The organism is Vibrio sp. 10N.261.51.A4 (genome assembly GCF_041471945.1).
Taxonomy (GTDB): domain Bacteria; phylum Pseudomonadota; class Gammaproteobacteria; order Enterobacterales; family Vibrionaceae; genus Vibrio; species Vibrio crassostreae_C.
The window spans coordinates 1-19,304 of the sequence record NZ_JBFRPJ010000091.1 but is presented as its reverse complement, the minus strand read 5'-3'; the positions used below and the strand labels follow the sequence as shown (position 1 = coordinate 19,304).

Genomic DNA, 19,304 nt, shown 5'->3' with positions numbered 1-19,304 from the left:
CCTATCGACTCTAATTTTAATTAACCACCATAAACGTAAATTAAGCTTGTCTTTATCTTGAGGGTTAACATCGTTATTAAGTTTGTTACACCCGTTTTGCTCAGGATTAATCGGATGTATGGAATGACGATGAAAACATTAGAAAACAGAGGTTTATCGAGAAGATAAGATCACTTTCAGTGATCGGAACACAAAGGCAAGCCGTAGGGACAGCAATCAAACAGTAACAAATTTAGATACCAATATTCAGCCTATTACCAATAACTACTCAGCGGGAGCAAAACATGGACAACAGAATCACCATTATTGAATTTCTCAGAGTATTTGAGTTTATTCACTCTTCCGGTGAGCAACGGGACAACAAATATCTAGTTGGCGAAATGACGGCTTGGCATGATTACGACGGTTACACCTGTTGGCTAAGCTATAAAGACGTCACGGTGACGCTGATGTTTCACGGTTCGCTAAAAATTGAGTACGACAACGCTTCAAATTACTCTGAATTTATTGAGCATTGTATGGGTATGCTTGCCACTGAACCTTCTCCATAAAACGCGAACAGACTAACGGCTAACGGAGACAATCATGAACGAAACGGCTTCATTGCTTAAGCGAAGACACCCTTTTGGCTAGTACTCAGCCTCTCCTTTTTATGGTCTCAAGTATCTGTAGCAGGCATAGGTATGATTGATTTTATACAACCGAACGAACACAAGAATTGGACAGCGACCAACGACAATGTAATGGGTGGCATCTCAACAGGCGAGCTCATTTATGTTGACAATATGAGTCGATTTAGGGGCGAGCTATCGTTAGAAAATAATGGTGGTTTCAGCTCTGTAAAGCGCTCCATTAAATCACCAGCCCATGAAATAGATAGCGCAGAGCTAGTATTCGTTGGTGATGGTCGCACTTACCAACTGAGGCTCACAACATCGAAAGATGGTAATCGAGTTCAATACAAACACGATTTTGATACCTTTAAGGGACAGCAACTTAACAAGGTGTTCCACTTCAATGATTTTCAAGCGGTATTCAGAGGTAGGCTACTGAGCGATGCACCGGAACTTAAGGCACGAGACATCAAACAAATCGGCTTTTTGATTGCAGACAAACAGCCCTCGCCTTTTGAGCTAGACCTAATACAGCTTCACTTCAGAACATCGAAACCTATCACATCACCAGAAGCTGACTAAACTGAAAACAAACAAAAGCCCCTGAAACCTTTTGACTAGCAATCAGATATCAGGGGCTTCTTCTATTTAAACCGTCAACGACTCAAAACAACGACGGATTAAAACATCAGCAACTAGTATTTGATGGCAGTTTTACCAATCGAGGCACTGCTCTCAATGCGTTGGTGTGCATCTTTGATTGTATCCACACTAAAGCCATTTAGGGTCGTGGTTAAAGTCGTTTTAATACGGCCCGAATCAATCAGATTCGCGGCTTGGAATAGGATGTCTTGCTGCTTCTGGATATCTTCGGTGTTAAACAATGAACGCGTGAACATCAGCTCCCAAACAAAGCCTGCTGATTTTCCTTGCAGCGCTGATAAGTCAATTCCACCGTCAAATTCAACAATCGAACTGATCATGCCTTGCGGTGCGATCAACTCAACCATCGCATCCCAGTGCCCTTTTGTATCCGCAACATTGAAGATGTAGTCGACGTGTTGAATGCCTTGCTCTCGCACAGACTCGACAAGGTTACGGTGGTTCACCACATGATCCGCACCCATATCCCTTACCCACTGCTCCGTTTCAGGTCTTGAAGCTGTTGCGATAACATTTAGGTTGGTCAGTTGCTTAGCCAGTTGAATCGTAATTGAACCAACGCCGCCCGCTCCACCAATGATCAGGATAGACTTTTTCTCTTCAGGACGAACACGTAGGCGGTCAAACAACGCTTCCCATGCCGTAAGCGTCGCTAGTGGCATAACGGCTGCAGCTTCATCAGAAAGGCTCTTAGGCGCTTTAGCGGTAATACGGTAGTCCACAGCTTGGTATTCTGCGTTAGCCCCCATGCGTGTTACGTCACCCGCATAGTACACACGGTCACCGACTTCGAAGCCTTCAACGTCAGCACCTTTGCCAACAACTTCACCGACTGCGTCATAGCCCAGCACTTTTGGCTGCTCAAGAGTTTTGTCTTTAGCATTACGAATACGAATTTTTGCGTCAGCAGGGTTGATAGAAGTCGCGCTCACTTTTACCAGCAAGTCATTATTTTTTAGTTCTGGCAGACTCGTTTCAAACTCAAACAAACTGTCTTGTTCTGTAATCGCAAGTGATTGAGTAAATCCGATTGCTTTCATTGTTAATGGTAATGACATGATACTTCTCCTTAAATTCGATAATTGAATCTTAGAGAATTCTCGCTTTAGATAAACAGCCTAATATTTGAATGATTCTCAAATAATTTTTGATAATTGTATTGCCGTTATCTGGGTAATGCAGACATCTAACTGCACTGCCAACGGCTTAGAGGTTAAATAATCCCTTTCTCAATCAACCAATCATGTGTGACTTGATCTTGTGGTTTACCTTCACGGCAAACTTTGTAATCCAGCTCTGCGATGATGTCATTCGAGAAGCATAGGGAATCCAACTTCTGAATCTGTTGTTCGCTGAACAGATGCTTCTTGTCGTCTCTTAAAAGAAGCACTGCTCTGTCCACTATTCCGAGTAGGCCTTTTGGCTCTTTGAGCTCACGAATATCGTAACGATAGTGCAAAAACTGAGGTTTCCACAGTGGCACTACCACCCACTCTTTGTTTGCGACTGCACTTTCAAAGGCACTGAAACAATCGTCTTCACTGCCAGGAAAGAACTCGTAGCCGGCATCGCTCAGGCCATAATCTTTCATCATCTGGATAGAGAAGCGTGTGATACCAGCGCCGGGGTTGATGCCTTGAATGGTCGAGTTCATTTTCTCGATCACTTCAGCTTTTAATAAATCAGAGACTTCAGAAACCGCCTCTTCAGGCACATAGTCTGGTACGCCCCACAAAGCATAAGGTTCATAATGAAGCCCAAGCTCGATAAGTGGCTCAACTTCTTCAACGCCCGCTTTGTAGATACCGTGACTTGATGGCAACCACGCAGAAGAAAGCATATCCACTTGGCCTGCTTTCAGCTTTTCAAAGTTCTCCTGATGTGGAGAGAAAATACGCTCTACCTCAAAACCCATGGATTTCAATACATTGGCAACCAATGATGCGGTCGTACGGTGGAACGACAAATCCGTTACACCCATTGTGATTTTCTTAGTCATCTTATCCCCCTAGATCGTAGGTTTCGTCCATACGATGTGTACTGCGCTACGTTGTCGATATGGGGAAATGATAGTGAGAAAATTACTAATGAAAAACAGCCTCATATTTGAATTATTATCAAATTATTTTTGACAATTAAGTATTTGAAGCTAACTTAGAAGCGATAAGTAGAGATAACCCATTTGCAGATTGTGATGGGGAAATATCCCAACGCCATGTTTAGAACATAATTCAATACAGGTAGATAACATGCTTCTTGAAGATTTACAGGTCATTTTGAAAGTGGCGGAGTTTCGCAGTATCACCGCTGCAGCCACCAACCTTGATATGCGCACTGCCACAGCAAGTGCAGCGGTAAAACGTGTTGAAGCGGCACTCGGTGCGGAGTTATTTGTAAGAACCACGCGCCACCTAAGGCTCTCTTCAGCTGGCGAGCGTTATTTACCGGAATGCGAACAAGCCTTAAAGATGTTGGAGCAAGCGAAGCTCAACATGCGCGAAGAGCTTGGTATTCTTGACGGTGAAATTCGCATAGCGCTTTCATCAGATCTAGGACGCAACCTAATCACACCTTGGTTAGATGAGTTCTTGCTTGAATACCCAAAGGCGACGCTTCGCACTAGCATCAGCGATAGCAATATCGACTTCTACCGAGATTCCGTCGATATGGCGCTGCGTTACGGCTCTCCGACCGATGCGAACATGTATGGTTTCAAGATATGCGATGTGCCGAGGATATTGTGTGCGGCTCCTGAATACTTGGCTGAAATGGGCACACCAAAACACCCGAGTGACTTAGCTCAGCACAATGGTTTGCTTTACCAACTCCATGACATGTTGCAAGACGAGTGGGTGTTTAACGATGGTACTCAAGATCATAAAGTGAAACTAAAAGGAAATCGCGCTTCGAACGACGCAGACCTTGTAAGACGTTGGTGTATCGCAGGTAAAGGGGTGGCAATAAAATCTTGTCTAGACATGTCTCCTCACCTGCTTTCAGGCGAAGTGGTTAAAGTTATGCCTGAATTTAAGCCGACACCTACCGAGCTGTGGTTAGTGTGTCCAAGTCGTCAATCCATCACCCCTACTGTGCGTCTACTGAGAGATTTATTCCGCGATAAAACTGCGGAGATCCTTTCGCAACTGAGCAAACAAGGCATTACAGAAGGCACAACATCTTAAGGTTTAATGTCGCTTATATAAGAAGCAGAGAGACAAAAAAGGCGTTAGCGAACTTCAATTCGCTAACGCCTTTCATCATTAGAACATCATAGCTGCATGATGAACCTTAATAAGAGTACTTAGTTTAATACTCTTAATACAAAAGCTTAGTTTGACTCGTCTTCAACATCGCAGTCTGCGCAGCACTGAAGAGCAATCTCATGTTCGAAGGTGATGGTGTCTTTACCTTCTTCAAGTAGCTCTGCGATTTCGTCTGCCACTTCTTTTTCATCATCCGCTTCGATTCCGCTTTCTAATTCTTCTTCTGAATAACCAAAGAAGTTAAGCAGTAAATACTCACGCGCTTCATCTTTCGTACAAACCACGTCTGCTGAAAGATCAGGAGTAACCTCGCCTTGTGCAAGTGTCGCTGTCACTTGTGCGATAGCATCGTCTTTCATCGCAGGCGTTAACCAACCAAGATCAGTACTTACTGTCGTTTTTTTACAGTCGAAGCAAGGCAGTTGGTGAAAGTAGTATTGAAAGGTAGTCATAGGTAAATTCTTCTTTAAATGTTGTATAGCGAGATTATGCGCGTTTTGTAGCAAAATACTATCTCAATCACAACCTGAAACCGCTTCATGCTGAGTATTTTTACCAGCGCCGCGCAAGCTGATGTGATCATTCGATAAAAGCGCTGTTTTACCTATGCTTACTCAGATTTACGCTTGTTTACATTTGTACGGGTAATATATGCCTCATCAAATAATAAGCGTGGTACCTCACAATTGCTTTGGCTCTTGCTTAGTTTCGTCGTTCCAGCTATCAGCTATGAGTTCACGGCTTACTTAACTACTTAGCTACTTAGCTCGGATTTGTTTGAAATAGCTTTGTTTTCAATTAATTTACTTGCACTTGGCTTATTTTGAACCACGCTTATTTAAATCAGCCCTTCTCGGATACCCAATCAATGCTCATCACAAAATATCAAGCCCTTGCCCTTTCATCAGTTGCTTTGCTCGCTACAGGCTGCTCACCATCATCAGATACGCCTTCGGTCAGCAACATCAGTGATTACCAAGGCTCAGCGAGTATTACTCAGGGTGTGGCGACCACCGTTGAATCGAATCTCTTTGAGTGTGCAAACGGACGTAGCCGAGTGGCGGGCGTCGGGGAGATTACGGACTCAGAAGGAAAGGTTTGGACGGTTCCAGCCAAAAACAACTTTTCAACAGGGCCGAAAGCCTTTGATCTTTATGAAGAGTGCTCAAACACCACGCCAAGCAGCCTAGCCGAAGTCGATCAAAGCTCTGTACCGGTAGCGATAGTGGATCAAGACGGTGAGGAAATAACAGGTTATATTTTTGCCGATAACTATTTCGAACTTTATATCAACGGCAAGTTAATCGCGGTAGACACCGTTCCTTTCACACCGTTTAACTCAAACATCGTCAAATTTAAGGTGAAGAAGCCTTACACGATTGCGGTGAAAGTGATTGATTGGGAAGAAAACCTAGGTCTTGGCAGCGAAGATAACCGCGGAAAGGCATACCACGCTGGTGATGGTGGCTTTATCGCGAGCTTTAGTGACGGAACCGTGACAGGTCCAGACTGGCAAGCACAAACCTTTTATACCTCACCGATTTATGACCTGACTTGTTTGAGTGAAGTGGACGGGAAGCGTCTTTCTGAAAGCTGCACCACGGAAGGAACTGACCACGGTCAAGATGCCTACGCCGCTCATTGGGAAACACCAACCAACTGGATGAACCAAGAGTTCGATTCAACATCTTGGCCTCTAGCATCGGTATATTCAGAAGACGATATTGGCGTGAACAATAAAAAAGCGTACATGAACTTTATCGAAAAATTCAGTGGTGCTGGCGCAAGCTTTATCTGGTCGACAAATGTCGTTCTCGATAATGAAGTGCTACTGAGATACGAAGTTAAGTAGCTTTATTCCTTTGTAAGCAAGCCCAGTCACGAGTATGACTGGGCTTACTACTCAAACAACTTGCTGATGTTTCTAATTCACAGCGAACCTGATCCTAATCTTGGGTCGCTTGATTACGACGAAGTTTGCGAAGTCTTGTTTGCTCCACGCGACTTAGCTTTGTAATTGTGTAACCAGCAACAAAACAACCCGATGCACAAACCCCAAAATGCGCTACCGATTCCCAGTAAATTGGTGCCAGAAGCGGTGAATAAGAAAGTAAGCAGTGCGGGTTCTCTGTAGTGACTGTCTGCCATTGATACCGCAAGACAATTCATCAAGGTGGGCATCACCGCTAAGCCAGCAACCGCAATGACAATCTCGGAGGGTACGGCGCTAAACAGCGACACAAATGACATCCCCATCACACCAGCTAACAAGTAAAACCCGCCCATACAGATCCCAGCCATATAACGTGTCTTGGGGTTACTATCCGCATTCGGGCCCATACAAATAGCGCCCGTAATCGCTGCAAGGTTATACGCAAAGCCACCAAACGGTGCGAAGATCAAACCTGTTACCCCGGTGGTGGTAATGATCTTCGATGAATCAACTTGGTATCCGTTCGCTTTTAGAACCGCAAATCCCGGTAAGTTCTGTGAAGCCATCGTCACTATAAACAATGGGATACCAACACTAAACAACGAAAAGAACTCAAAATCGGGCGAAATGAACACTGGGGTCGTTAATCCCATAGTCACCTGACTAACATCGAGTTTGCCAAAACCCACACACATGACCAATGCGATGATGAAAATGCTTGGGATCAGTAAATTTCCTAACCGCGCTTTCGCCAGAATAAATACAGCGAGCATGACCGCTACGACTTGTGCCTCTTCCATTAGCGACGTGAACAAACCCAAACCGAATTGCAATAGAATCCCCGCGAGCATCGCTGAGGCAATCGATGTTGGGATCTGTTTTAGGACTTTCTCAAATATCCCCGCCAATCCAACCAACGTGATCAACATCGAACTGAACAAAAACACGGCTACTGCCTGATTCATTGTCAGCCCTTCAAGAGATGTGATTAACAACGCCGCTCCAGGCGTCGACCACGCTGTAACCACAGGCTTCTTGTAATGAAACGAGAGCAGTATTGTGGTTATCCCCATGCCAATTCCCAACGCCCAAAACCATGACGCCACTTGTTCTTCGGTTGCTCCAGCACTCATTGCCGCTTGGAAAATAATCGCCGCGGCGCTCGCATAACCAATGAAAACAGCGATAAAGCCGGTACTGACGTGAGAAAATTTTAGCTTAGTCATGTTAATCTCTTCCTGCGTGCGTTATAACGTCCATAGACCAAACCTAGCACCGTGCGCTATAACGCACAACTTATTTGTAAAAACTTGTAGAGAAAATATGCAAACAGAAATTAAAGTTGGCGTTAACTTGAAACGCCTTCGCCAAGAAAAAGGCTGGAGCTTAGACAAAACAGCGAAAGCAACAGGCGTGAGTAAAGCAATGCTAGGACAAATTGAACGTGGAGAATCCAGCCCGACAGTCGCTAAGCTCTGGCAAATAGCTTCTGGGTTCGAGGTGTCACTTTCAAGCTTTATCACTGCTAGCCCAAACAGTGAACTGACGAGTTTATTCAGAGACGCAAACGAACTAAGACATGAGGAATACAACATTGGCTTTTTCGTCAGTTTGTTGTTTCCTTTTGAGGAAGCACTAGGATTTGAAATATTCGAACTCACCCTAGCACCCGATTACCAGCATGAATCCGCCCCACATAACGCAGGCGTCACTGAGCACATCTTATGCATTTCAGGAGAGATGGCCGTGATGTTTGATGATGAGTGGCATACGTTACGCGCAGGACAAGCTGTTCGCTTTAATGCTAACCAGACCCATGCCTACAAAAATATCGGTGAAGGAAACGCCGTATTTCATAATGTGATTCACTACCCTAATAACAAGCAATAGTGCCGGTTCTGGCGCTAACAGATGTTTAGCTCTAACCGGATGCTTAACGCTAACGGATATTCAGCGCTAACGAAAGAGCTGGCAGACCACTGGCCAGTATTCACTTAGAACGACTATACGTTGACGACCATGCTGCCATCTTCTGCTTGATAACGCGCCCATAGTTGAGAAAGGTTTTCTTTATTAAGCTGTATCTCTTTTTCTTTCAGAAACGCTTCGTTGTGCAGCTTCGAATACGAGCGCTCAGCAAGGTCACAGCTGAATGTAACGATGGTTTTCCCTTTCCCCATTCTAGCCGCAGCGTATAGCGCGCCTGCTACGTTTAACGACGAACTGCTTCCTAGAAGAATACCGTCATGTTCCGCAACAAGGCGGGATATCGTCACCAAATCCTGATCGGGAAGCGTGATTGCACGATTGATTTTTGCCTGCCTGAAATTTTCAACCGTTCGCATGATCCCTATGCCTTCCGTGAACGAACTTCCCGTTGATTGATAGTGTCCATTACGTAGAAACGAATAAATGCCGGACCCATTTGGGTCAACTAACCAAGTTTCGAGATTGGGTTGCTGCTCAGATAGATAGTGTGAGTTTCCGGCAATGGTTCCACCCGTCCCCACCACTGAAACTAGAGCATCAATATTCCCCTGTGTTTGCTGCCAGATCTCAGGTCCAGTATTTAAATAGTGCGCTCGATAATTACTGAGATTTTCAAACTGATCTGCCCACCAATAACTCTCATTTTCGACACCAATCCGCTTAGCCGTGTGGTAAAAATGTTCAGGGTTTGCAAAAGGACAAGGGTCGACCAATAACAGTTCAGCATTATAAAGCGAGATCATGCGCTCTTTCTCTTGTGCCTGCCCTTTTAGCATCACCACCAACATTTTGTAACCAAGGGATTTAGCGACTAGAGCAAGGCCTATTCCCGTATTACCAGCAGTACCTTCGACGATTGTCATTCCCGGCTTAAGCTTACCGGCTTCTATTGCATCCATAACCAACTGAAGTGCCGCTCTATCTTTAATCGAACCACCCGGGTTCTGGTGTTCGCACTTAATAAGAATCTCACAACCTGATATCTCTGAAAGGCTGTTGATTCTAACAAGATCGGTATCGCCAATCAGTTCACTGAGATTGTTTGCAATATGGGCAGATGACATCGCGACTCCATTTATTTGTTGAGGATAAGTTTGTTCATCGATTGGGTTGTCGATGATCATAAGCGTAGCTCTGGGGTCTACTTAGTCAAGAAGTGCCGGAATTGAAAAGACTCTCATTTTCCAAATAGCAATTATAATTAGGGGTGACCGATTAGATTGAGGGCAAAAAAATGTTTCTAAAAGAGAAAAAACCGGTGACCTCGTTGATGTAACTGAAATGACCAAATTAACCAACTTATTTCAAGACAGTATCGAAGGTCGGTTTCAAGCAGGCGAAGAACAGCAAGACCCTGAGATGTTTAAAAAGTCCGAACTGATGTTTATGTCAGGGGAAGAGTTACCTCGATGCTGGACAGATCCAAACTACCGCTCAGGGACTAAATAACCTTAGCGCTTCCAGAGCACACAATGAGTCGTCATTGAAACTCTGTTCTAAAACTGTTTCACGATCGCCTTGTAGGCTATCCCCCTGTTAAAACATTCAGACGCATCTTTACTAGACACAAAAAGCGAGCCACTTGGGCTCGCTTTTGATTGTCTTTTTCTTGCTTAGACTTCAGTTCAGATTACAGAAGTTCTACCGACTGTTGAGCAATCACGAATTCTTCGTTGGTTGGCAAGCTATTATAATCGCACCTATTAACACGGGTTTGGACAGAAATCATTTAGACTATTTACTTAAATCGGGAGTCACCGGATTAGTTCAGGTATCTAAAACTCCAAGGTCTCACCATCAGCAGGAATAAGGACTTTATCTGACAAACCGTTTTTATAAATTGCTTCTTTAAGAATTGGTCGAGTCACTGCACAGTGATTGAGTGCCTCCATATGGTTCGCAACCACCTTATTAGGGGAAAGGCGAATAAACTTCATGACCTCATCAATAGACATCAATAACGGTTGACCAACATCCATACGAGCACGGCCTGCTGCCACCACTGTGATGTCGGGTTTTAACTCATTCAAAGCTCGTCTTACATCATCGGTTAGAACCGTATCTCCGCTAATATAGATAGAGGGTTCATTGGGAAGCTCTAAGAAAAATCCGACGCCATTTGCCATTAGCTTATGAATCCAACCATGACCGTGTAAAGCAGGAACCGCAGTTAGTTTTCCGCCTAAAAAGTCGATAGTTTGCCAGTCTTCAATTCCCCAATTTACCGTTAAGTCGTATTTTTCTAGGTAAGCCTTATCTTTGGCTGGTGTCGCAACTGGGATATTACGACTTGTTAAAAACGTCTCACCTGCCGGATCTAGGTGATCTCCATGTTGTAATGCCTTGATACCAAGTGTTTGACTGTGAGTAATTAAGGTATGAGTAACCTTGTTTAGTAGCTCATCGGCATTACTTGGCATCTCAACGGTTGGATTTTTCGCGGCCTTAGCCTTAATGACTGAAAACGGAGGCATAGAGCCTTTTTTCCCCAACATAGGATCAATAAGGATAAATTTTTCGCCAGATTCAATAATAAATGTTGCGCTACGTAGGTGGTGGATCTTCATAATGCCTCTCTAAACTCACTAACAAGCCATGTTCTCTATGAGATTTAGTATGCTTCTTTCTAGTTTCTTGTGATACTGTCTTGAAAGTCAACATTCGCGCAAATCGAGACACTTGTGAACAAATCAACCGAGCTAATTAAAATTACGATGGTAGCCTTTGAAGGCATCAGTGCTTTTCATCTCTCTGTGCCTTGTCTGGTGTTTCAAGATATCTTTTTCGGTCAGCCGGTTCGGTTTGACTTGAGGATCTGTTGCGAAAACAGCTTGCAGTTTGAAACAAGCTCTGGATTTGGTGTGGTGATCGATAGAGATTTGAGCGCTATTAAAGAGGCGGATATTGTGATTGTTCCAAGCTGGCCAAATGACCTGCCAGAGCCAAGTGAGCGACTTATAGAGGCGCTAATAGAGCATCATGGGAAAGGTAAGCTACTAGTAGGACTCTGCCTCGGGTCTTATGTACTTGCATGTGCTGGCGTTCTCGATGGAAAACGTGCCACAAGCCATTGGGCGTTTTCCGAACAATTTCAGCAGCAATTTCCTAAGGTGAATTTTGATCCAAACCCTCTATTTATTGAACATGAGACTATCATTACCTCAGCAGGGGTAGCAGCTTCGCTAGATTGCTGTCTCCACATAGTGCGCCGCCTGTGTGGCAGTGTACTTGCGAATGATCTCGCACGTAAGATGGTGACAGCGCCATTTCGAACTGGTGGACAGCAACAGTACATACCTGCACCGATTAGCGTAAAGCCACTCGCAGAAACAAGCATCAGCCTTGTGATTGAGCATGTCGAACAAAACGTCCATCTGCCTCACTCACTAGATGCAGTCGCTGAGCGCTGTGCGATGAGCAAAAGAACCTTCACACGCCAGTTTAAAGCTACCTATGGCTGTACATTTGGTGAATGGTTGCAAAATAAACGCTTGGTGCTCAGCCAACGCCTACTAGAAACCACTAAGTTATCTGTTCCTCAAGTTGCAGAGAAAGCGGGTTTTGGTTCTGACAGTGTATTCAGAAAGCACTTTAAATCGGCTTTTCATGTATCGCCGATTCAGTGGCGCACTACATTCAAGCAATAGTCTTAATTTCATTGAGGGCGATGGGGCTAGATCGTCGCATCTATTACTTTTTGTATCTGAAACCTTGCAAGTTCAATTCTAGGCGTTTTTGGGGCATCACAAGCCAGCCCTAACATCACTAGTTTGAAGCTACAAAATGATTTGCCGAAATCAATAGAATGAGTTTTGACTATCTCGCTATAAGGCCACTTAGCGATGGTCTATCCAACATATGAGCACAAAAAAAGCGAGCACTAAGCTCGCTTTTAACCATCTGTTTTTAAAGTAAATTACAGTAGTTCTACCGACTATTGAGCAATCACGAATTCTTCGTTGGTTAGATTGCTATTAGTATCGCATCTGTTAGTAAGAGTGTGGTCAAAATTATTTAGACCACAATTTTAAACGACGTTGCAAAGATGAGTCTTACTCAATATCAGCAATTAGAACAACTATCCAAGCAAAGTGTAGGAAGTAAGCGCTATGTGACTCCCAGCAAAAGGATAAATTGCGCAGTCTAACTCAATGTAATCACGGTTTTTCGTTTTGTGGTTTCACTGTGTTTCAACGCATCAAGCATCTGCTCGAATTTAAAAGTGACAGGAATACTAACTTCAACACTCCCATTTTCAATACGCTCAAGCAGCGCTTCACCATTTTGCATTAATGTATGCCAATCATCTTTATCACCAAAATTATGTAACGCTCCAAGGGCTATTTCGTGGTAAGAAATAGTGCGCGTAAATGGAGGGTCAATGGGTTTAGCAATACGATCTTGAATGCAGACAATATGTCCATTCGCTCTTAACAGCGGCACTAAATGGGCGGCATTTTCCCCACTCACCGCATCAAAAATGGCGAAGTATTTCATGTCGATTTGAGATTGCTCCCGATAAACTTGGCGAATACCTAAGCTTTTGGCTCGCTCTTCGCTCAGACTCGCGGAGACAACATCAACGATATAACCCGCATCGAGAAGGAACTGGGATAACAAATTATTCACCGTGCCAAAACCAACGACAAGCACTTCTCTTTGTCGGGTTAATGGAATTTTTTCAAATGCTTGCCACGCAGTAAGCATCGGACAAGGCAGTGCAGCAGCAAGTTCAAACGATAGGCTCTCTGGCAGCGTCATCACCCGCTCAGCATTCAAAACGGTATATTCAGCATAGCTACCATGGCGATTTAGTGAGCCATGATACGCCACTCGACGCCCAATGAGACTGGTGTCAACTTTAGAGCCTACGTGTACGATGACGCCTGCACCATCAACACCAGGAACATGACCATTCGGCCAATTTAGAGGATTGGCTTTAATAAATTTCCAATCGACAGGGTTTATACCAATCGCTTTGTTTTGTAATAAGATTTCATTGTCATCTAAAGCTGGTATTTTAGCGTTACCTAAAATGATACTGTGTGTCTCTGTTTGATATTGCCAAATTCGATAAGGTTCCATCGCATTCTCGTTTGCTTAAAGAAAGGAGAAGGCACCAAGGAGTGGTTAGTCCTTGATGCCTAGTTTTGCTATGCCTGATAAGTAGGATAATCGATGTAGCCTTCGGCTCCGCCACCATACAAGGTGAGTCTTGCGTCAGCATCAAACTCGGCCAGTGGGTTATCATTGGCCAAACGGGCGACTAAATCAGGGTTCGTTACAAAAGGGGTACCAAAGGCAACGAAATCAGCATACTGCTTGTCGAGTAACTGTTGCGCTGATTGCTTGGTCAGCTTTCCAGCAACCATGATTGGGTTTGAGTATATTCGACGAACTTGTTGGCGAAACTCTTCAGGTACCTCTACATAGCGTGATATGTTTTCTGAAAAATGCACATACGCAAGATTCATCGGTTGTAGTTTTTCCAGCAATGCTAACGTTAGCGGAACAATTTCAACATCATCCCCAGCAAAACCCTCTCCGATATGAGGAGACAGACGAACCGCAACTCTTTCCCCACCAATTTCGTCAGTAAGTGCTTGTAAGGTATCAACCAGAAAGCGCATACGATTCTCTTGGCTGCCACCATATTGATCACTTCTTTGGTTGCTTTCTAAGCGTAAAAAGGTATCAAACAAGTAACCATGCGCAGCATGAATTTCCACGCCATCAAAACCAGCTTCAATGGCGTTTTTGCCCGCTTGTACAAAATCCGCAATCGTGCTCTTAATGTCTTGCAGCGTCATCTCCCGTGGCGTTTCAGTTTCAATCATCCCAAAGCCACCTTCAGCTAGTGGGCCAAATACTTGATCTGGGATTTTAATCGCTGATGGGGCTAACGGCTTAGTACCTGAAATATCAGAATGACTGCGTCGCCCCACATGCCAAAGTTGAGTAAATATTTTCCCGCCTTCTTGATGCACAGCTTGGGTGGTTTTTTTCCAGCCTTCGATGTGCTCTGGGGTATAAATGCCCGGAGTCATCGAATAACCTCGTGCAGCCGCTGAGATCGGGGTGCCCTCTGATACAATGAGTCCAGCACTGGCACGCTGACGGTAGTAGGTTGCCATCATCTCGTTTGGTACATCACCAGGTTGAGACGTGCGTGAACGAGTCATCGGCGCCATCGCGATACGGTTTCTAGTCTCAAGTCCGTGACCTTTAAATACCTTAAACATACTTACCCCCTTAAGCTTTATACGTTGGATAATCAATCAGACCTTTCTCACCACCACCAAACAAGGTGTTTGGATCATGCTCTGCCAATGGGTAGCCGTGAAGTAGACGTTCAGGAAGATCGGGATTCGCCACAAAAGGTCGACCAAAGCCGATCATATCAGCCAGTCCGTCATCAATAGCTTGCTTTGCTTTTTCCGCATTATAACGACCTGCGTAGATCAGCACGCCTTGAAAAGCATTGCGCATTGCACGTTTGAATGAGACGGGTGTATCTGGTGCATCATCCCAATCGACTTCAGCAATATGTAGGTACACGATATGATGTTTATTGAGTAACGCTGCGGCAGCGGTATAAGTCTCAATAGGGTTAGCATCAACAGTACCATTTAAGGTTGTTAAAGGTGCCAAGCGCACACCAACGCGGTTAGCGCCAATTGCGTCCACCATTGCAGCAACGACTTCATCAAGAAAACGAAGACGATTTTCCAGGCTACCGCCGTATTCATCACTGCGGTTGTTAGCTTCGGAGTCAATGAATTGGTTGATCAAATAACCATTCGCCGCATGCAGTTCAATGCCATCAAAACCTGCTTCAATCGCATTCAATGCCGCTTGACGATAATCTGCAATGACTTGTTGAATATCTGCTTTTGTCATTGCTCTAGGCTGCACGACATCAACAAAACCTGGTTCATCACTGCCATTATCAACGAATACTTTTACGTTTTCCGCTTTTAACGCTGATGAAGAAATCGGTTGCTCACCACCGATGTTATCTGTGTGAGTGACTCTGCCCACATGCCAGAGCTGAGCGAAAATTGCGCCATTTTCTGCATGCACTGCTTGAGTTACTTTACGCCAGCCTGCGATCTGCTCAGGTGTGTAAATACCTGGGGTCCATGCATAGCCTTTTGCCGTCGCTGAAATTTGCGTACCTTCAGACACAATCAATCCTGCACTGGCACGCTGAGCGTAATAGGTTGCCATCATGTCATTTGCGACATCACCAGGCTGACTGGCTCTTGAACGCGTCATCGGTGGCATGACAATGCGGTTTTTGAGTGTGAGTCCACCCAATGTGAATGGTTTAAATAGTGATAGTGACATAGTTGAGCCCTCTTCATTTGATAAGGGCATACTAGCAAATGAGTCACCAATCATTTATAGCAATAAAGGCAAATAATATTTGTATAAATTGCAACAATCAGCTTGTTTAAGCGGGTTACAGGGTTAGCTTTGGCTTAATAAAATCAATAAAAGCGGAGATCCGCTTGGCCACAGAAGAAGTCTTATAATACACAGCGTTGACTTGTTCTCTTCGTGGATGACTGATTTTTTCGCTCTCCAACAGCGAGATTAAACGTCCTTCGGCAATATCTTTATTCACCATAAACCCTGATAGACATGCAATGCCATTTCCTGCCAACACAATTTGTCGAATGGTTTCGCCATTACTTGATGACATCAAAGCGTCTAGTTGGGTAAAACCTTTTAAAGGCCAGTCATTCAAAATTTTGGGGGCGACAAATCCAATGAGATTATGCTGAGCAAGATCGCTGCTTTTAGTGGGGAGCCCGCGTTTTGAGATATATTCTGGTGAAGCCACAATATACAAGGGGCTTCGACCCAGCGACCGAGCATGTAGCGTTGAATCGCTCAACGTACCAATACGGATTGCTAAATCGGTTTTCTTTTCTAGTAAATCCACAATGCCTTCATTGGAAGTTATTTCTAGCTCAATATCGGGATAGGCTTGATTAAATGACTGCACCAATGGCACCAGTTGATGAAACACAAACGGACTAGCCGCGTCGACACGTAAACGGCCTTTGGGCAATTCCCCACGGGAAATAATATCTTCTTCCGCCTGCTGTAATTGCATTAACCCCACCCGCACAGAGTCAATGAACTGGCGTCCTTCATCGGTTAATTCAATACGTCTAGTGGTTCGGTTTAAAATAGTGACCCCAAGTTGACTCTCCACTTTACTGACCGCTCTGGATACTCGCGCGACTTGGATATCTAGGCTCTCTGCTGCCGCTGAAAAACCTCCTGTATCGACTACAGCTAGTAAAATGGCTAAATCATCAGATTTTGTTCGCATGCTATTTCCCTCAACTTTATCCAATCGCCCATCAGCTTTATTGCATTTATAACAAATATCATTTGTAAAAACCTCTGTTTTTCACAAAACATCTTTAATGCAAAATGCCCCCCATCAATTAACAACGCGACGGCATAGCGACCAATACATCGGCTATTGCTGGTCATTTTCAAACAACAGAGAGTAAATATTATGCCTTTAGCACTTCTTGCATTGACGCTCAGCGCCTTTGCTATAGGAACAACGGAGTTTGTGATCGTGGGGCTACTCCCGACCATGGCTTCCGACCTAAATATATCACTGCCTTCAGCAGGCTTGCTGGTTAGCCTTTATGCACTTGGTGTTGCCATTGGCGCCCCGGTTTTAACGGCTTTAACAGGAAAGTGGAATCGTAAACACGTATTGATTACCGTCATGTCACTGTTTGTTGTCGGTAACTTAGTTGCATGGCAAGCACCTGGATATAACACCCTGATTATCGCTCGTATTTTGACAGGTTTAGCCCATGGTGTATTTTTCTCCATTGGTTCAACCATTGCTACCGGTCTGGTACCAAAAGAAAAAGCCGCCAGCGCCATTGCGATTATGTTCACTGGTTTAACCGTGGCGTTAGTCACAGGCGTGCCGCTTGGGACATACATAGGTCAAACCTTTGGCTGGCAATCAACCTTCTTAGTTGTTGCGCTATTAGGTTTAATCGCATTAATTGGTAGTGCTTTCTTAGTACCAAATAACTTAAAACAACCTGCTGCAGCTAAGCTTTCATCGCAGCTTAAGGTATTAACTCAACCTAGATTATTACTGGTTTATGCGATTACTGCACTGGGTTATGGCGGCACTTTTACAGCATTCACTTTCCTTGCTCCTATTTTGCAGCAAGAAACTGGCTTTAGTGCGAATGCAATTAGTTTAATTATGTTGGTTTATGGAGTCTCAGTTGCGATTGGTAATATTTGGGGCGGAAAAATGGCCGATAAAATGGGCCCAATAAAAGCCCTTAGCATTATTTTTACTGGTCTTGCAGCTGTGCTTATCGTGTTCAATTTTACCGCCGTTAACCCTATTGCCGCGGTAGCCACGATTTTAGTTTGGGGGGCATTTGCATTCGGTAATGTTCCAGGTTTACAAGTATATGTAGTGAAACTTGCTGAAAAATATACACCAGATGCAGTGGATGTTGCTTCCGGTTTAAACATTGCCGCCTTTAACGTTGGTATTGCACTTGGTTCATGGGGCGGAGGGATGGTTGTCGCTGAAGCAGGCTTAATGCATACACCTTGGGTAGGTGCAGTAGTTGTACTGATAGCGCTTGCTTTGACCCGCTTTAGTGGCCGTCTTGATAAGCGTGCAGAAAGTTAATGGTAAAAATGTATTAATGAAATAAACACGACTCTTACCCTTAGAGCTGGTCAATGCAGCAGCATTGGCCAGCTTTTCGCAACTTATATTGATTGGTATTAGACAAGATTGAAACTGATAAGAGGCACTCAATGAAAACCGTTTTTATTACTGGAGCTAATCGTGGCTTAGGATTAGAGCTTGCAAAGCAATATGCACAGCGTCATTACAAGGTCATCGCTTGCTGTCGCGATATTGATTCAGCGCATGAGTTAACCCTGTTAGCACAACAGTATTCAACCATTCGCCCTTATGCTCTAGATGTTAGTCATGAAACAGATATTCTCGCTTTAACTGAGGTGTTTAAAGAGCAACCTATTGATGTACTTATTCATAATGCTGGGGTGAGTGGTGAAGGATGTGACAACTTAGGCAATATGGATCAGCAAAGATGGCTAGAGGTGTTAAAGGTCAATACCATCGCACCCATGTTAATCACGCAGGCCTTGCTCAATAATATTCTAGCCGGCCAAGATAAAACCATAATCGGGATGACCTCAATACTGGCCAGTATTGATGATAACCGCTCAGGGGGACGATACAGCTATCGAGCATCAAAAGCGGCCCTCAACCAAATAATTAAATCTCTAGCCTGTGAATTATCCGAAGCGGGAGTGAAGACCATGGCAATTCATCCAGGTTGGGTAAAAACCGATATGGGTGGAAAGGAAGGCAAGGTAACAGTAAAAGAGAGTGTTACAGGCATGCTTAATGTTATCGACAATTTAAAACTTAAGCATTCAGGTTCATTTTTTGTCTACGATGGCACTCAATTGCCATGGTAAGCCTAGTAGTTACGTCTCATACAAACTCTAAGGGTAGGATATGCTTTTAACCTTTATAGTTTTAATCCTTTCTATTGTCGCTTTGCTCGGGTGGTATTTACACAAAGTCTCCCGTGACATTTCCCAAATTGACTGGGATTGGGATGACGATGAGATCCTATAAATTGATATTGCCTGCATCTATGGCTGGTCACATTACATATCCTAAGGAACGACTGCGATCTTACTCTGGAATGAGTAAATACTTTAACGTGATGTATGGAATCCACTCCCTCCTTAGCAATCTAGACTTAGTGTGAGAAAAAACCGAGG

The 19,304-nt window shown here is 44.2% G+C and carries 19 protein-coding genes; 9 read left to right on the top strand and 10 right to left on the bottom strand.

Features of this window, described 5'->3' with window-relative positions; translation table 11 throughout:
• Window positions 1-284 precede the first annotated feature (284 nt).
• Both AB4384_RS19925 and AB4384_RS19920 read left to right on the top strand, forming a co-directional pair.
• On the top strand, window positions 285-551 hold the full coding sequence (locus AB4384_RS19925; RefSeq protein WP_136982645.1) for a DUF3081 domain-containing protein: 267 nt from the start codon (window positions 285-287) through the stop codon (window positions 549-551).
• A 132-nt stretch (window positions 552-683) separates the two neighbouring features.
• Complete coding sequence (locus tag AB4384_RS19920) at window positions 684-1,196, top strand: CIA30 family protein (protein ID WP_136982646.1); 513 nt, start codon at window positions 684-686, stop codon at window positions 1,194-1,196.
• A 113-nt stretch (window positions 1,197-1,309) separates the two neighbouring features.
• On the opposite strand, the gene AB4384_RS19915 is transcribed toward AB4384_RS19920, so the two are convergent.
• Together AB4384_RS19915 and AB4384_RS19910 are read right to left on the bottom strand one after the other, a co-directional pair.
• Window positions 1,310-2,335: a zinc-binding alcohol dehydrogenase family protein gene (locus tag AB4384_RS19915; RefSeq protein ID WP_136982647.1), complete on the bottom strand. Its 1,026-nt coding sequence runs from the start codon at window positions 2,333-2,335 to the stop codon at window positions 1,310-1,312.
• 155 nt (window positions 2,336-2,490) lie between these two features.
• Complete coding sequence (locus AB4384_RS19910) at window positions 2,491-3,258, bottom strand: glycine betaine ABC transporter substrate-binding protein (RefSeq protein ID WP_372130021.1); 768 nt, start codon at window positions 3,256-3,258, stop codon at window positions 2,491-2,493.
• Between the two features lie 268 nt (window positions 3,259-3,526).
• Between AB4384_RS19910 and AB4384_RS19905 the strand changes: the two genes are divergently transcribed.
• Complete coding sequence (locus AB4384_RS19905; protein ID WP_372130018.1) at window positions 3,527-4,459, top strand: LysR family transcriptional regulator; 933 nt, start codon at window positions 3,527-3,529, stop codon at window positions 4,457-4,459.
• A gap of 146 nt (window positions 4,460-4,605) precedes the next feature.
• Here AB4384_RS19905 and AB4384_RS19900 read toward each other — a convergent pair whose 3' ends face one another.
• Window positions 4,606-4,992, bottom strand: a complete 387-nt coding sequence (locus tag AB4384_RS19900; protein WP_017064374.1) for a hypothetical protein — start codon at window positions 4,990-4,992, stop codon at window positions 4,606-4,608.
• 416 nt (window positions 4,993-5,408) lie between these two features.
• Here AB4384_RS19900 and AB4384_RS19895 point away from each other — a divergent pair, with 416 nt between their 5' ends.
• Entirely contained in the window at window positions 5,409-6,392 is a 984-nt protein-coding gene (locus tag AB4384_RS19895; RefSeq protein ID WP_372130017.1) for a hypothetical protein, read from the top strand.
• Window positions 6,393-6,505: 113 nt separating this feature from the next.
• Here the strand turns inward: AB4384_RS19895 and AB4384_RS19890 are convergent, their stop codons facing one another.
• Complete coding sequence (locus tag AB4384_RS19890) at window positions 6,506-7,699, bottom strand: benzoate/H(+) symporter BenE family transporter (protein ID WP_229647354.1); 1,194 nt, start codon at window positions 7,697-7,699, stop codon at window positions 6,506-6,508.
• 97 nt (window positions 7,700-7,796) lie between these two features.
• Between AB4384_RS19890 and AB4384_RS19885 the strand changes: the two genes are divergently transcribed.
• Window positions 7,797-8,363: a helix-turn-helix domain-containing protein gene (locus AB4384_RS19885; RefSeq protein ID WP_372074251.1), complete on the top strand. Its 567-nt coding sequence runs from the start codon at window positions 7,797-7,799 to the stop codon at window positions 8,361-8,363.
• Between the two features lie 113 nt (window positions 8,364-8,476).
• On the opposite strand, the gene AB4384_RS19880 is transcribed toward AB4384_RS19885, so the two are convergent.
• The gene (locus AB4384_RS19880; RefSeq protein WP_372130016.1) at window positions 8,477-9,526 is read right to left on the bottom strand and encodes a cysteine synthase A; all 1,050 of its coding nucleotides are present in this window, start codon (window positions 9,524-9,526) and stop codon (window positions 8,477-8,479) included.
• 217 nt (window positions 9,527-9,743) lie between these two features.
• Between AB4384_RS19880 and AB4384_RS19875 the strand changes: the two genes are divergently transcribed.
• Window positions 9,744-9,911 (top strand): hypothetical protein, encoded by a 168-nt coding sequence (locus AB4384_RS19875; protein ID WP_017062447.1) that lies wholly within the window; start codon window positions 9,744-9,746, stop codon window positions 9,909-9,911.
• Between the two features lie 326 nt (window positions 9,912-10,237).
• Here the strand turns inward: AB4384_RS19875 and AB4384_RS19870 are convergent, their stop codons facing one another.
• Window positions 10,238-11,029: an MBL fold metallo-hydrolase gene (locus tag AB4384_RS19870; protein WP_372130015.1), complete on the bottom strand. Its 792-nt coding sequence runs from the start codon at window positions 11,027-11,029 to the stop codon at window positions 10,238-10,240.
• Window positions 11,030-11,143: 114 nt separating this feature from the next.
• Here AB4384_RS19870 and AB4384_RS19865 point away from each other — a divergent pair, with 114 nt between their 5' ends.
• Entirely contained in the window at window positions 11,144-12,109 is a 966-nt protein-coding gene (locus tag AB4384_RS19865) for a GlxA family transcriptional regulator (RefSeq protein WP_076653054.1), read from the top strand.
• Between the two features lie 496 nt (window positions 12,110-12,605).
• Here AB4384_RS19865 and AB4384_RS19860 read toward each other — a convergent pair whose 3' ends face one another.
• From AB4384_RS19860 to AB4384_RS19845, 4 genes are all read right to left on the bottom strand, one after another.
• The gene (locus tag AB4384_RS19860; RefSeq protein ID WP_102321229.1) at window positions 12,606-13,547 is read right to left on the bottom strand and encodes a zinc-binding dehydrogenase; all 942 of its coding nucleotides are present in this window, start codon (window positions 13,545-13,547) and stop codon (window positions 12,606-12,608) included.
• A gap of 68 nt (window positions 13,548-13,615) precedes the next feature.
• Entirely contained in the window at window positions 13,616-14,704 is a 1,089-nt protein-coding gene (locus AB4384_RS19855; protein WP_372130014.1) for an alkene reductase, read from the bottom strand.
• A 10-nt stretch (window positions 14,705-14,714) separates the two neighbouring features.
• Entirely contained in the window at window positions 14,715-15,812 is a 1,098-nt protein-coding gene (locus AB4384_RS19850) for an alkene reductase (RefSeq protein ID WP_102321231.1), read from the bottom strand.
• 115 nt (window positions 15,813-15,927) lie between these two features.
• Window positions 15,928-16,809, bottom strand: a complete 882-nt coding sequence (locus AB4384_RS19845; RefSeq protein WP_017062691.1) for a LysR substrate-binding domain-containing protein — start codon at window positions 16,807-16,809, stop codon at window positions 15,928-15,930.
• A gap of 192 nt (window positions 16,810-17,001) precedes the next feature.
• On the opposite strand from AB4384_RS19845, the gene AB4384_RS19840 reads away from it, so the two are divergent.
• Both AB4384_RS19840 and AB4384_RS19835 read left to right on the top strand, forming a co-directional pair.
• Window positions 17,002-18,168, top strand: a complete 1,167-nt coding sequence (locus AB4384_RS19840) for an MFS transporter (RefSeq protein WP_029235440.1) — start codon at window positions 17,002-17,004, stop codon at window positions 18,166-18,168.
• Window positions 18,169-18,299: 131 nt separating this feature from the next.
• Window positions 18,300-18,992, top strand: coding sequence for an SDR family oxidoreductase (locus AB4384_RS19835; protein ID WP_017068416.1), 693 nt, complete (start codon window positions 18,300-18,302; stop codon window positions 18,990-18,992).
• The last annotated feature ends 312 nt before the right edge of the window (window positions 18,993-19,304 follow it).

Coding starts and splice junctions, on each gene's coding strand:
- AB4384_RS19925 (WP_136982645.1), top strand. CDS start 285: ATGGACAACAGAATCACCATTATTGAATTTCTCAGAGTATTTGAGTTT.
- AB4384_RS19920 (WP_136982646.1), top strand. CDS start 684: ATGATTGATTTTATACAACCGAACGAACACAAGAATTGGACAGCGACC.
- AB4384_RS19915 (WP_136982647.1), bottom strand. CDS start 2,335: ATGTCATTACCATTAACAATGAAAGCAATCGGATTTACTCAATCACTT.
- AB4384_RS19910 (WP_372130021.1), bottom strand. CDS start 3,258: ATGGGTGTAACGGATTTGTCGTTCCACCGTACGACCGCATCATTGGTT.
- AB4384_RS19905 (WP_372130018.1), top strand. CDS start 3,527: ATGCTTCTTGAAGATTTACAGGTCATTTTGAAAGTGGCGGAGTTTCGC.
- AB4384_RS19900 (WP_017064374.1), bottom strand. CDS start 4,992: ATGACTACCTTTCAATACTACTTTCACCAACTGCCTTGCTTCGACTGT.
- AB4384_RS19895 (WP_372130017.1), top strand. CDS start 5,409: ATGCTCATCACAAAATATCAAGCCCTTGCCCTTTCATCAGTTGCTTTG.
- AB4384_RS19890 (WP_229647354.1), bottom strand. CDS start 7,699: ATGACTAAGCTAAAATTTTCTCACGTCAGTACCGGCTTTATCGCTGTT.
- AB4384_RS19885 (WP_372074251.1), top strand. CDS start 7,797: ATGCAAACAGAAATTAAAGTTGGCGTTAACTTGAAACGCCTTCGCCAA.
- AB4384_RS19880 (WP_372130016.1), bottom strand. CDS start 9,526: ATGTCATCTGCCCATATTGCAAACAATCTCAGTGAACTGATTGGCGAT.
- AB4384_RS19875 (WP_017062447.1), top strand. CDS start 9,744: ATGACCAAATTAACCAACTTATTTCAAGACAGTATCGAAGGTCGGTTT.
- AB4384_RS19870 (WP_372130015.1), bottom strand. CDS start 11,029: ATGAAGATCCACCACCTACGTAGCGCAACATTTATTATTGAATCTGGC.
- AB4384_RS19860 (WP_102321229.1), bottom strand. CDS start 13,547: ATGGAACCTTATCGAATTTGGCAATATCAAACAGAGACACACAGTATC.
- AB4384_RS19855 (WP_372130014.1), bottom strand. CDS start 14,704: ATGTTTAAGGTATTTAAAGGTCACGGACTTGAGACTAGAAACCGTATC.
- AB4384_RS19850 (WP_102321231.1), bottom strand. CDS start 15,812: ATGTCACTATCACTATTTAAACCATTCACATTGGGTGGACTCACACTC.
- AB4384_RS19845 (WP_017062691.1), bottom strand. CDS start 16,809: ATGCGAACAAAATCTGATGATTTAGCCATTTTACTAGCTGTAGTCGAT.
- AB4384_RS19840 (WP_029235440.1), top strand. CDS start 17,002: ATGCCTTTAGCACTTCTTGCATTGACGCTCAGCGCCTTTGCTATAGGA.
- AB4384_RS19835 (WP_017068416.1), top strand. CDS start 18,300: ATGAAAACCGTTTTTATTACTGGAGCTAATCGTGGCTTAGGATTAGAG.